The organism is Ensifer sp. ZNC0028 (genome assembly GCF_000799055.1).
Taxonomy (GTDB): domain Bacteria; phylum Pseudomonadota; class Alphaproteobacteria; order Rhizobiales; family Rhizobiaceae; genus Ensifer.
The window spans coordinates 1-13,195 of the sequence record NZ_JTLA01000079.1 but is presented as its reverse complement, the minus strand read 5'-3'; the positions used below and the strand labels follow the sequence as shown (position 1 = coordinate 13,195).

At 63.4% G+C, this 13,195-nt stretch carries 11 protein-coding genes; 9 read left to right on the top strand and 2 right to left on the bottom strand.

The window, feature by feature from the left end; translation table 11 throughout:
• Window positions 1-129 precede the first annotated feature (129 nt).
• Window positions 130-1,074, bottom strand: coding sequence for a LysR family transcriptional regulator (locus tag L981_RS18575; RefSeq protein ID WP_043619512.1), 945 nt, complete (start codon window positions 1,072-1,074; stop codon window positions 130-132).
• Window positions 1,075-1,398: 324 nt separating this feature from the next.
• On the opposite strand from L981_RS18575, the gene L981_RS18570 reads away from it, so the two are divergent.
• Window positions 1,399-2,994, top strand: a complete 1,596-nt coding sequence (locus L981_RS18570) for a GMC family oxidoreductase (protein ID WP_043619509.1) — start codon at window positions 1,399-1,401, stop codon at window positions 2,992-2,994.
• A gap of 241 nt (window positions 2,995-3,235) precedes the next feature.
• Complete coding sequence (locus L981_RS18565; protein WP_371258889.1) at window positions 3,236-4,237, top strand: Tim44 domain-containing protein; 1,002 nt, start codon at window positions 3,236-3,238, stop codon at window positions 4,235-4,237.
• Window positions 4,238-4,306: 69 nt separating this feature from the next.
• On the opposite strand, the gene L981_RS18560 is transcribed toward L981_RS18565, so the two are convergent.
• Window positions 4,307-5,233 (bottom strand): LysR substrate-binding domain-containing protein, encoded by a 927-nt coding sequence (locus L981_RS18560; protein ID WP_043619504.1) that lies wholly within the window; start codon window positions 5,231-5,233, stop codon window positions 4,307-4,309.
• An 83-nt stretch (window positions 5,234-5,316) separates the two neighbouring features.
• Here L981_RS18560 and L981_RS18555 point away from each other — a divergent pair, with 83 nt between their 5' ends.
• The 7 genes from L981_RS18555 to L981_RS18525 all read left to right on the top strand — a co-directional run.
• The gene (locus L981_RS18555) at window positions 5,317-5,805 is read left to right on the top strand and encodes a DMT family transporter (RefSeq protein ID WP_043619501.1); all 489 of its coding nucleotides are present in this window, start codon (window positions 5,317-5,319) and stop codon (window positions 5,803-5,805) included.
• A 254-nt stretch (window positions 5,806-6,059) separates the two neighbouring features.
• Window positions 6,060-7,265, top strand: a complete 1,206-nt coding sequence (locus L981_RS18550) for an MFS transporter (RefSeq protein ID WP_043619499.1) — start codon at window positions 6,060-6,062, stop codon at window positions 7,263-7,265.
• Window positions 7,266-7,368: 103 nt separating this feature from the next.
• Window positions 7,369-8,847, top strand: coding sequence for an aldehyde dehydrogenase family protein (locus L981_RS18545; RefSeq protein ID WP_043619496.1), 1,479 nt, complete (start codon window positions 7,369-7,371; stop codon window positions 8,845-8,847).
• A gap of 118 nt (window positions 8,848-8,965) precedes the next feature.
• Complete coding sequence (ppk2, locus tag L981_RS18540; RefSeq protein WP_043619495.1) at window positions 8,966-9,886, top strand: polyphosphate kinase 2; 921 nt, start codon at window positions 8,966-8,968, stop codon at window positions 9,884-9,886.
• A 122-nt stretch (window positions 9,887-10,008) separates the two neighbouring features.
• On the top strand, window positions 10,009-10,851 hold the full coding sequence (locus L981_RS18535) for a MurR/RpiR family transcriptional regulator (RefSeq protein WP_043619494.1): 843 nt from the start codon (window positions 10,009-10,011) through the stop codon (window positions 10,849-10,851).
• Between the two features lie 292 nt (window positions 10,852-11,143).
• Window positions 11,144-12,607, top strand: coding sequence for an MFS transporter (locus L981_RS18530; RefSeq protein ID WP_043619493.1), 1,464 nt, complete (start codon window positions 11,144-11,146; stop codon window positions 12,605-12,607).
• The coding region (locus tag L981_RS18525) for an aspartate/glutamate racemase family protein (protein ID WP_043619492.1) at window positions 12,604-13,195 on the top strand (592 nt) is incomplete at its 3' end. The genes L981_RS18530 and L981_RS18525, both read left to right, overlap by 4 nt.

The following is a 13,195-nucleotide window of genomic DNA, read 5'->3' as shown; positions in this document are numbered from 1 at the left end:
CTGATTATAAACAATAATTCCAGCTGTTGATAAACTAGGTCGATTTTGATCCGCGAGACCACGGTCTTTCGGCCCGCAAATCACCGCCCTTTGGTTGTGGGATCTTATATCGCCACAATCTGGCAGGATTTAGGAGCGCGACAGGCGCCGAACGTCAGTCGTCGGCAGCGCCATTTCGCGGGTGAAATGACCGCGGTTTTCCCTGACACTCTGCATCAGGAATTCGCGCACCGCCCTCACCCGCGGCACGGCCACCAGATCCCTATGGCAAACCAGCCAGTAGGTGCGCTTGAGTTCGATCTCTTCCGGTAGGACGATCTCCAGGTCCTCTTCCTGTTGCGCGATGAAGTGCGGCAAGACGCAAAGGCCCAGCCCCTGTCGCACCGCCTTCAATTGCGTCAGGATGCTCGAACTCTGGAAATGGGCATGCAGGCCCGGCTGCAGTTCCCCCAGGTAATCGAGACCGGGCGCAAAGATCATGTCCTCGATGTATCCGACGAAGCGGTGGGCCGCGAGATCGTTGCGCCCAGTGATCGGCGGATGCTTCGACAGATAGCTGCGCGCGCCATAGACATGCAGCGTATAGGGGGTCAGCACCTCTGATTGGTAAGGCCCGGCCTTCGGCGCCGTCAGCGCCACCTGGATATCCGCCTCCTTGCGCGACAGCGACATGATCTGCTGGATCGCCAACATTTCCAGGGAGACGTTCGGATAGCGCGCCGCAAAGTCCGCCAGCCGATCGGCCAGGAAGAAATTGCCGAAGCCTTCGAGCGTGCTCAGCCGGACGACGCCGCGCTGTGCCGTCAGGCCGTCATTGATGTCGAGCTGCAACTGTTCGGTCTCGCGCTCGATCCGTTCGGCGGTTTCGACGAAGCGCTGGCCCATGCCGGTCAAAACGTAGCCGCGCGGATTGCGCTCGAACAGCTTGACCTTCAGCGCGAACTCCAGCCGGTCGATGCGACGCGACACCGTGGCATGGCTGGTCCTCAGGCGCCGCGCCGCCGTCGACAGCTGCCCGGTACGGGCCACCGCCAGAAAGAACTGCAGATCGTCCCAGGTGAAATTCGGATTCATGCTCACTCCCTGTCTGTCCGAAAATGAACAGATCCTGTTTCGCAATTTACGGTTCCGCACGCTTGCATCCAAGCAGTTTTTTCCCGATGGTACGCGCCAGAGCGGACATCTGAGGAGCATGTCTGGCCAAATATGAACAGAGCGATACGAACGCCCCCGGCGGCCACCATCCGGCGCCGGAGCATTCCTGCGTTCGTTCGCGACGGCTGGCGGTTTGGGAAGAGGGCATGACGCGAAGGGATGCGGCGCCGGGGCGCGGCTGAAGGAGCGATCTCGCCCGAACCCGGATCTGAAGGGTCGAGCTGTAGATATCGAGGGAGAACCATGGACATATACGACTTCATCGTCGTCGGGGCAGGCAGCGCCGGCTGCGTGCTTGCCAACCGCCTTTCGGAAAACCCGCGGCACCGCGTGCTGCTGCTCGAAGCCGGCGGCCGCGACAACTACCACTGGATCCACATTCCCGTCGGCTATCTCTATTGCATCAACAATCCGCGCACGGATTGGTGTTTCACGACCGCAGCCGAAGAGGGCCTGAACGGCCGGTCGCTCGGCTACCCTCGCGGCAAGGTGCTCGGCGGCTGCTCGTCGATCAACGGCATGATCTATATGCGCGGCCAGGCGCAGGACTACGACCACTGGCGCCAGCTCGGCTGCACCGGCTGGGGCTGGGACGACGTGCTGCCGCTCTTCAAGAAGTCCGAGGACCATTATCGCGGCGCGAACGCAATGCATGGCGCCGGCGGCGAATGGCGGGTGGAAAAGGCGCGCGTGCGCTGGGACGTGCTCGACGCATTCCAGAAGGCGGCCAGCGAAGCCGGCATTCCCGAGACGCCGGATTTCAACCGCGGCAGCAATGAGGGTTCCGGCTATTTCGACGTCAACCAGCGTTCCGGCATCCGCTGGAATACCGCAAAGGCGTTTCTGCGCCCGGCGCAGAAGCGCGGCAACCTTACGGTTTTGACCAAAGCGCATGTGCGCAAGCTGATCACCGAGGGCGATCGCGTCGCGGGCGTCGAATTCCAGCACGACGGCACAGTCAAGCGCGCCTCGGCCACACGCGAGACGGTACTTTCCGCCGGCGCGATCGGCTCACCGCACATCCTCGAACTCTCCGGCATCGGTCGCGGCGACGTGCTGCAGGACAACGGCATCGCGCTTCGCCATGAGCGGACCGGCGTCGGCGAAAACCTGCAGGATCATCTGCAGCTGCGCATGGCCTACAAGGTGACAGGCGTACCGACGCTCAACGAAAAGGCAAACTCGCTGTTCGGCAAGGCGTCGATCGGGCTCGAATATCTCTTGAAACGTTCCGGACCAATGGCGATGGCGCCGAGCCAGCTCGGCATCTTCACCCGCTCCGGGCCGGAAAAGGAAACGCCGGATCTGCAGTATCACGTGCAGCCGGTGTCGCTCGACAAGTTCGGCGAGCCGGTTCATTCCTTCCCGGCGATCACCGCCAGTGTATGCAACTTGCGTCCGGAAAGCCGCGGTTCGGTGCATCTCAAAGGGCCGGACTTTGCCGCCGCACCGGACATCCGGCCGCGCTACCTGACGGCCGAGGCCGACCGAAACGTCGCGGTCAATGCCATCCGGCTAACGCGGCAGATCGTCAGGCAACCTTCCTTCGCCCGCTTCAACCCGGTCGAGTTCAAGCCGGGGCCTTCCTACGAGACCGAGGAGGACCTGAAGCGGGCGGCCGGCGATATCGGCACGACGATCTTCCATCCGGTTGGGACCTGCCGCATGGGCGCCGATCCCGACAGTGTCGTCGATCCGGAACTGCGTCTGCGCGGGCTCAAGGGATTGCGCATCGCCGATGCCTCGGTCATGCCGACGATCACCTCGGGCAACACCAATTCACCGACGATCATGATCGCCGAAAAGGCGGCGACGATGATCCTCGCGGCCAATCGCTAGATGTCTCGGGCAAGAGCGGGCAACGTTCGGGCGCCCGCCGAAGATGCTGATTCCACGCCGGATTCGGCCAAGTATCGGCGTCGGATAACGGTAAACTGGCCGAAAAGCGACGCGAAAAGCTTAAATCTCAGGCGTTGAGCCCCTATATCAGGCCCTGATGGCTCGGTTTGAGCCCAAGCAAGATTTAGGGGTTGTGATGGCAATGCAGCGATTTGGGCGTTTTGGACGAACTCTGGCAATGATGGCGATCGGTATGGTCGTCGCGCTGACCGTTGTGGACGTCGCCGAAGCGCGGCGTTCGGGCGGCGGCTTTGGTAGCCGCGGCACCCGCACGTTCTCGCAGCCGGCAACCACCAACACCGCGCCGACCAGCGCGGCACCGATCAACCGTTCGATGACGCCGCGCCAGGACGCCGGCCCCGCCGCCGCCACTCCGGCAGCCGGCCAGACGCGTCCGAACGCCACCCAGCCGAACGCCCGTCCGGGATTCTTCAGCGGCTTTGGCGGTTCGCTGCTCGGCGGCCTGATGGTCGGTGGCCTCATCGGCATGCTGATGGGCGGCGGCTTCGGCGGCGCTGCCGGCTTCCTCGGCCTGATTGTGCAGATGCTTCTGATCGGCGGCCTGATCATGCTCGCCATGCGCTTCTTCAACCGCAACCGCCAGCAGACGGCCTATGCCGGTCCGTCCGAGCGCTCGTCGGGCCAGCAGCCTTCGAACGGCATGCCGTCGTTCAAGATCCCGAGCATCGGCGGTGGCCAGGCAAGCGGCCAGCCCCAGGCGCGGCCCCACGCTGCCCCTCAGGCAGCGCCCGTTGCCGACGGCCCGACCGATGAGATCGGCATCCAGGGCTCCGACCTCGAGCAGTTCGAAAAGATGCTGAAGGACGTGCAGGCCGCTTACGCTGCGGAAGACTACGGCACGCTGCGTCGCCTCACGACGCCGGAAGCCATGTCTTACCTCGCCGAAGAACTCAGCGACAACGCCACGAGCGGCGTCAAGAACGATGTGCGCGATGTGCACCTGGTTCAGGGCGACGTCGCCGAGGCCTGGTCGGAAAACGGAACGGAGTTCGCGACCGTCGCCATGCGCTACGAGAGCATCGACGTCATGCGTGACCGCACCACCGGCAAGGTAATCAGCGGCGATCCGGACAATCTGACGGAAGCCGTCGAACTCTGGACCTTCGTGCGCAAGCCGGGCGCCGGATGGCAGGTTTCAGCGATCCAGGGCGTCAGCCACTGACGCGCTAAACAAAGCCTATAAGAAAGGCCCGGTCGGCATCGCCGCACCGGGCCTTTTCGTTTTCACGCGTCACACGGCGGCGGGGGCCGCAGTCGACGACGCCAGAACACCGGCGATCAGGTCCCGCAGCCAGCGATGGGCCGGATCGCCGTCGCGCCGCCGGTGCCAGATCTGCCGGAAGGCGAAGGGTGGGATCGCGAAGGGCGGCGGGAAGATGGCAAGCTCCCCGGCCTTTTCGTCGCGGGGCAGGATACGGCGCGCGACCGTCAGTACGAGGTCGGTTCCGGCAACGAGACCGGGCGCCGCACTCCAATGGGGCAAGGCCAGCGCGATGCGGCGCTTGTGCCCGATAGCCGAAAGCGCGAGGTCGATCTCGTTGCCGGTATCGCCGCGCAGGGAAACGAGGATATGCGGCCGCTGCAGATAGGCGGAAAGATCCATCGTCGTTTCGCCACCGAGGCTCGCACAGTCGGCCAGGCAGGCGAAGTGCTCCTCAAACAGCAAGGACGTTCTCAGATCCTCGGCAAGCGTCGGGAAAACCCCGAGCGCCAGATCGATCTCCCCGTCGACGGCCTGCGCCATCATCACTTCACGGCTCGCCTGGCTGACGATGAGATCGACGTTCGGCGCCTGCCGGCGCAGCACTGCCGTCAGTTGCGGCAGCAGCACAAGTGCTGCGTAGTCGGACATCGCCAGCCGGAAGACATGGCGCGCGCGCGCCGGATCGAACGGCAGAGACCCCATGAGCTGACGCATATGCGCAAGCGCTTCGGCAAGCTGCGGCGCGATCTCCAGCGCCCGCACCGTCGGCTCGAGCCGGCCGCCGTGGCGCACCAGCAACGGGTCGTCGAACAGTGCGCGCAACCGCGCCAGCGCATGGCTGACGGCAGGTTGGCTCTTGTTCAGCCGGAGAGCCGCGCGCGAGACGTGGCGCTCCGCCAGGAGGGCGTCGAGCACCACGAGCAGGTTCAGGTCGATAGCGCCAAGATTATTCATGACACGAATATAGCACGTGCAAAATCGGAATTTCCATTCTCCGAGTAAATGAAAGAGGATCACGGCAACAAAAGGAAAAAACAATGCCCAATCTCTCCTCCCTCCTGTTGCTTGCCGTGGCGATCTTCGCCGGCGCCGTCGTCCCCCTCCAGGCCGGCGCCAATGCCAACCTTGGCCGCCTCCTCGGCCATCCGCTCTGGGCGACGGTTGTCTCGCTCGGCGTCAGCCTCGCGCTCATCCTGCCGATGCTGATTGCCTTCCGGGCGCCGTTGCCCAACCTGGCTGTGGCATTCAAGGGTCCGTGGTGGATCTGGATCGGCGGCCTCGCCGGCGTGATCTACATTACCGCGGCCCTCCTCCTTGCGCCGAAGCTCGGCGCGGCAAGCTTCATTGTTGCCGTCATTGCCGGCCAGATGGTCATTTCCATGCTGATCGACCACTACGGCCTGATGGGTTTTCCGCAAAAGCCAGTCAATGCGGCGCGGCTGACCGGTCTGTTCTTCATCGTCGGCGGCATGGTGATCACGCAGATCGCCAATGTCACGCCGGCCTTGGCCAACGCACCGCGATAGCGCAGAGCCGCCTATCAATCGCGGCAGCCATCACCATGAGGCTGCCGCTTGTCACCTGAGAAGCCCCCATGGTAGATGGCTGGCCATGTCGAGCGAACCCCATTTGATGGCCTGATTAGCCCCGCAAGGCGGGGCTTGCATCTGTGAGCCCAGAACCGTCCGCCTCTCGCGCGGGCTTTTCCTGTTCGCGTCGATCTCATCAAACCTGCCAATGCAGCAGATCCGAGATCGATGGCGTCTCATCGGGCTCTCCTATGGAAATTTCCAATCTTTGGGGCGATGCCGCCTTCCGGCGCATCAGCCTCGTCCTCACCGTCGATTCCTTCTGCTCCTGGATGCTCGTCGCCGCGTTGCCGCTCGTCGTCGCAACGCGTTTCGGCGCCGGTGCGGAACTGGTCGGCAGTCTTGCCTTGCGCCTGTTGCCGAGCCTCCTGCTTGCGCCGATCGTCGCCGCGCTCCTGCGGCGGAGCGGCCCGAGGCTTCCGGTGCTGTGCTCCCTGTTGGTGACCGCCGTCGCCATTCCCGGCCTCGCATTCGCGCCGGACGCGATGACAGTGCAGATGACCGTGTTGGTCATCGGCGCTGCGGATGCGGTGATCACGCCGGGCCTCCTGATGCTGCGTGCCGCCGTCGTTCCCGCCGGCCGCAACATGGAGGCCAATACCGCCTTCCAGGCAATCGATCGCTTCGGCAAGATTTTCGGACCGCCGGCAGCGGGTCTCGCAGCCGCCTCCATCTCGATCGAGGCAACGCTTGCTGCGCTGGCGCTCGCCCAGATCGCAGCGGCCCTTCTGCTCGTGCTTCAACCACGCGATAAGCTGAAGCAAGAAAACGCGGCCCCCTCGCACGCTTCGGGCTTCGGACGGGAAATCCTTGCGATGTTCCGCGAAAACCCCGTGCTCTGGGCTTTGCTGCTACCGGCCTTCGGCTACATGGTCTCGCTCGGGGCGCTACAGCCGTTCCTGTTCTGGCTCAATCGTGACCAGTTTCATCTGGGTCCCGAGATGTGGACCTTGCTGCTGGCGGCGCAGGGTGCCGGCGCCCTGATCGGCGCCATCGTCTCGCATCGACTGGCAGGGGCTTTGACCAGCACGCAGGCGCTGCTTCGCGCCTATCTCATCTCCAGCCTGCTGGAGGGCCTTTCGACCTTCGCGCTGATTTTCGCGCCCAACTATCTGGTCGCGAGCGCACTGCTGATCGTCGGCGGCATACCGGAGATGATCGCCTTCGCCACCTACTTTACCCTCGTGCAGCGCTGCCTGCCTCTGGAGCGCCAGGCCGTGTTTTATGCCGTCAGCTTGCCACTCATGGATGCCTGCTTGATCGCCGGCATTCTCTCGGGAGCCTTGTATACCAGCGATCTCGTGACACTCGGGCAATTCTGGCTCTTTGCCAGCGCCTGCGCCGTGCTGCCGGTTTTGCCGTTCCTTGCGTGGCGCGGGTCGGCGGCCAACCGTTAGAGCCGTCTCCCCGCGGCAAAAAGATCAACGCCAGCCGTAACTTGCGGCTGGCGTGTTTTACTTTGACTGGCCATACTCGCACCGGGCTATAAAGGGGTATTGCATGCAGGACCGGTTGTTCATCGACGGAAAATGGGAAAAACCGCGCCGCGGCGGCACGCTCGACGTGATCGATCCGGCGACGGAAGAGGTCATCCATCGTGCACCTGCCGCAACCTACGAAGACGTGGACCGGGCCACAAAGGCGGCCCGCATCGCCTTCGACAGCGGTCCCTGGCCGAAACTGTCGGGAACCGAGCGCGCCGCCTATCTTCGCGCGATCGCTGCCAAGATCGAGGAGAAGCGCCACTCGCTGGCCCGGCTCGAAGTCGCCGACAACGGCAAGCCGCTGCCGGAAGCATTGTGGGACATCGACGATGCCGCAGGCTGCTTCCGCTATTATGCTGGCCTCGCCGAGGAACTGGACGCCAACCCAGAGGAGGCGATCACCGTCGGCGACAGCCGCTTCACGTCACGTGCCCTGCGCGAACCGCTTGGTGTCGTCGGCGCAATCACACCCTGGAACTACCCGCTGCTGATGGTGTCATGGAAGGTGGCGCCGGCGCTCGCTGCCGGCTGCACCGTCGTGCTCAAACCGTCGGAGCTGACGCCGCTGACAGCGCTCGAACTCGGCGTCATTGCCGAGGAGGTCGGGCTGCCCGCTGGCGTACTCAACATCCTCACCGGCACCGGCCAGGACGCCGGCCAGCCGTTGACCGAGCATCCGCTGGTCGACAAGCTTGCCTTCACCGGTTCTGTCGTCACCGGCCGCAAGGTGATGATGGCCGGAGCCCAGGACATCAAGAATGTCAGCCTCGAACTCGGCGGCAAGTCGCCCTTCGTCATCTTTGCCGACAGCGATATCGACAAGGCCGTCGAATGGATCATGTTCGGCATCTTCTGGAACCAGGGCCAGGTCTGCTCGGCGACCTCACGCGTGCTCGTCGAGGAGGCGATCTACGAGACCGTCGTCAAGCGCCTCTGCGAGGAGGCCGCGAAAATCACCATCGGCAACGGCATCGATGACGGCACCCTGCTCGGGCCGATCGTCTCCAAGGGCCAGTACGACAAGATCATGGGCGCGATCGACCGCGCCCGCCAGGACGGCGCCACCGTGGCTGCCGGCGGAGGCCGCCCGGCCGGCCTCAACAGCGGCTACTTCATCGAGCCGACGGTGCTGACCGATATGCGCGAGGACAGCTACGTCTGGCGCGAGGAGATCTTCGGCCCAGTCGTCTGCGTCAAGCCGTTTGGCGAAGAGGCAGACGCGATCCGCATGGCCAACGACAGCCGCTTCGGTCTTGCAGCCGCCGTCATGTCGGCCGACAGGGACCGCTGCGAGCGCGTCGCCCGCGCCTTTCGCGCCGGCATCGTCTGGATCAACTGCTCGCAGCCGACCTTCACCGAAGCGCCCTGGGGCGGCTACAAACAATCGGGCATCGGCCGCGAACTCGGCCGCTGGGGGCTTTCGAACTATCTGGAGACCAAGCAGATCACCAGCTTCGATGCAGACGAGCCCTGGGGCTGGTACATCAAGGGATAGTGCCGATCGGAGGGTGGAGGTATCAGCGTCAAATTCCCTTCATGCGGCTGTGAAATAAGCCGACTAACGATGGCATCATGCAAAGCTGTCGTGGAGCACACGGAATCCGGAGGGTCAGATGAACAGGTCGAACGACGAGATCGAAACGCAGGACTGGCTGGAAGCGGAACTGGCCGACACGCTCGACGAGGATTACGAACTCGAGCTTTCCGAGCCGGCGCTGTCGGAAGAGATCCGCAAGATCTACCGCAAGAACCATCCGCCATCGATCCCGCGCATCGACTACTTCCGCTCTCTACTCAGACTGCAATCAGAACTGATCAAGCTGCAGGACTGGGTGGTCCATCACAAGGAAAAGGTGGTGGTGATCTTTGAGGGCCGTGATTCCGCCGGCAAGGGCGGCGTCATCAAGCGCATTACCCAGCGGCTCAATCCCCGCGTCGTGCGCGTCGTCGCGCTCCCGGCACCGTCCGACCGCGAAAAGACGCAATGGTACTTCCAGCGTTACGTGCCGCACCTGCCGGCCGGTGGCGAGATCGTGCTCTTCGACCGCTCCTGGTACAACCGCTCCGGCGTCGAGCGCGTCATGGGCTTTGCCACCGAAAATCAGGTCGAGCAGTTCTTCGACGACGTGCCGGAATTCGAGCGCATGCTGGTTCGCTCGGGCATTCGCCTGGTCAAATACTGGTTCTCGATCACCGACGAAGAGCAGCAGATGCGCTTCCTCGTGCGCATCCATGATCCGCTGAAGCAGTGGAAGCTTTCGCCCATGGACCTGCAGTCGCGGGTGCGCTGGGAAGCCTATACCAAGGCCAAGGAAGAGACCTTTGCCCGTACCAACATTCCCGAAGCCCCGTGGCATATCGTCGAAGGCAACGACAAGAAGCGTGCCCGGCTGAACTGTATCGACCATCTATTGGCGCAGATCCCCTACGAGGACGTGCCCCACGAGGAAATCTCGCTGCCGGAACGCGTCTTCAACCCGGACTACGAGCGCAAGGTGCTGCCGCCGGAACTCTACGTGCCGTCCAAATACTGACGCGCGCGAGCAACTGCCCGCGTCGGCCGCAGTTGAAAGCGGGGCGGCATCCGCCCGCCTCGCTTGCAATATCCCCGCGAAAATCAGAGATTGCCGTGAAACGCCAGTTTCATGGACATCGCATGAGCCCGAAAGAACGTTCCTTCCTCACCCGTGTTCGCCAAGTGCTGCCGGAGCTGCATCCGGCCGAGCGGCGGCTGGGCGATTTCCTCTGCGATTTTCCAGGCGAGGTCGCCAGCTACTCCGCCCAGGAACTGGCGGCGCTGGCGCATGTGTCGAAGGCGACGGTGTCGCGCTTCATCCAGCGGCTCGGCTACGACAATTACGAAGAAGCGCGCCGGCATGCCCGCGCCGACAAGCAGACGGGTTCGCGCCTGTTTCTCGCGACCGCCACCGACAGCGGCGGCGAGCAGTCGCTCACCTCGCACGTGGCACAGGGCGTCGCCAACATCGAAGCGACGTTCCTCGCCATTTCCGAAACCCAGGTGACGGCGGCGGCCACCGCCATTCTCGGCGCCCGCAAGGTCTGGGTCATCGGCTTTCGCGCCAGCCATTCCTTCGCCACCTATCTGCAATGGCAGATGACCCAGGTGGTCGAGCACATATCGGCCATCCCCGGTGGCGGCCAGACGCTCGGCGAGCATCTGGTCAGCATCGGCAGCGACGACGTCGTCATCCTTTTCGGCCTGCGCCGGCGCGTCACCTTGATCGAACCGATCCTCGCGCAGCTCGAAAAATCGGGCGCACGGCTGCTCTATATCACCGACGAAGGCGTTCCCTTCCTCAACCAGGCGGAATGGCACTTCCGCTGCCAGACGCTGGCGCCGGGGCCTCTGTTCAACCATGTCTCGGTGATGGCGCTCTGCCATCTGCTGACCACCCGATGCATCGAAATCGCCGGTCCCGCCGGCCGCAATCGCCTGCGCGGCATCGAGGCGATCAACGACGCGCTCGAGGAATTGTGAGCGCCGATTGGGCATTTGCCTGAAACGACAGAACATTTTTCAAGCAGACGAAATCTGAGTTTCAACCGCTCGTTCGAGCGCGATCTGTCGCCAAGCTTTTGACGGAAAACGAGAAACTCTAGTTTCTCGTAGAATGGCACGAAATCTGCTTTCCCTAGCCTGGGTTGCGAACGGCCATTTCCTTTCGCAGCGCGTCATAGAATCTCCTATGAAACTGAGATTTCATAATGTAGATTTCATGAAACTGAGTTTTCACATTTTCACGTTGTTAAGCCATAAAGGGGAACGAACCATGGCAGCGGAAAATATGGTACCGTCCGGCAGGTCATCGCCGGTCATCAGACAGTTGGAATCAGCCTTCACCAAGATCGGCGTCACCGGCGCCCACAAGCAGATCCTCGCCCTCGTGCTCATCGGCTGCCTGTTCGACAGTTTCGAGCAGAACACCATCGGCGTCGCCGGGCCGATCCTGAAAGAACATTGGGGCCTGACCGGCACCGACATCGGCTTCCTCAACACCATCACCTTCGGCAGCGCAGCGATCGGCCGCCTGCTTTCCGGCATTCTTGGCGACCGCTACGGCCGCCGCGTAATGCTGACCATCAACCTCCTGCTCTTTACCATCGGCTCGGCCGCCTGCGCCATGGCGCCGAATTTCGCCACGCTCTGCTTCGCCCGTGCCATCGTCGGTTTCGGCGTCGGCGGCGAGATCTCGACGGCCGTCACCATGCTGTCGGAGTTCTGCTCGCCGAAATTCCGGGGCACGGCAGCCGGCCTCGTCAATGTCGGCGCCGGCGGCTTCGGCAACTTCCTCGCACCCGCCTTCGGCCTGATGATCTTCACCCTCTTCCCGGGTGAAAACAGCTGGCGCTGGCTGTTTGCCTCGCTCGCCTTGCCGGCCCTGCTCGTCGTCTTCTACCGCCGCTTCGTGCCGGAGACACCGCGCTTCCTCGCTTCGCAGGGCAAGATCGACGAAGCCAACAAGGTGCTTTCCATCCTTGCCTCCGGCTCGTTGCGCCCGCGCAATCTCAAGGTCCAGGAGTACCTCACCAAGGATCACCTGAAGGATGAGGAGCCGGCCAAGAGCGACTGGAAGGAACTCTTCCGTGCGCCCTTCATCGGCCGCACCATTCCCGTCGCCATCGCGATCCTGATGAGCTACGGCGCGCAGCTTTCGGTGCTGACGCTGATGCCGATCATCTTCGTCTCCATGGGCTACACGCTGCAGGGCAGCCTGCTCTACAGCATGATCATCCAGAGCGGCAGCGTGCTCGGCGCCATCGCCGCCTCGATGTTCGGCTACTACTTCCCGCGCAAGAAGGTGCTGACGCTGGGTGCGGTCTTCGCCTGCCTCGCGGCAGTCTCCATCGCCTATCTCGGCACCAACATCTATCTGGTGCTGATGTTCGGCGCGATCTTCCAGTTCTTCGTGCTTCTGCTCAACACCTCAATCTGGATCTATGCGCCCGAACTCTTCCCGACCCGCATCCGCGCCTTCGGCGTGGCGCTGATCCTCGCAACCGGTTCGGCCGCCGGCTCCTTCGTCCCCACCATCGCCGGCGCCCTCTTCGACGTCTACGGCATGGTCGGCGTCTTCGGCCTTGCCGCCGGCATGTATGCGGTCTTCGCCTTCTGCATCCAGCTCGGCCCCGAGACCTACGGCATGTCGATGGAAGACCTTACCCAGCCTGCCGATGCGGATCTCGCAAAGGCTGACACTTCTGAAATCAAAGTCGGTGTGGAACTGAGAACGTGAGCGCACATATCCTTCTGATCAACCCGAACAGTTCGCGTGCCACCAGCGACATGATGGTCGCCATCGCACGCCGGGCCGCATCAGGACGCATGGCCGTGGCAGTTGCCACGGCCATGCGGAACCCGCCGATGATCGTCACACCGGAGCAGCTGGATGCGTCCGCTGCCGAGGTCGTCGAGATCGGCGAGAAGCATGAAGCCGGATGCCTCGGCATCGTCGTCAGCGCCTTCGGGGACCCCGGCCTTGCCGCGCTCAAGCATCGGCTCGAAATCCCCGTCATCGGTATCTGTGAGGCCTCGATGATCGAGGCCTCACAGGGTGGCCGCAAGTTCGGCGTCGCCACCACGACGCCGGAACTGATCCAGGCGATCGACGACCGCGCCCGCGATCTCGGGGTCTGGGAGCAATATACCGGCATCCGCTGCACCTCGGGCGATCCGCTTGCGCTTTCCGCCCATCCGGACCGGCTGCTTTCGGCTCTCGGCGAGGCGGTCCGCCAATGCATCGAGCTCGACGGCGCAGACGCCGTCATCATCGGCGGCGGCCCGCTCGGCCAGGCGGCCGACGCGCTCCAGCCGATGTTCTCCA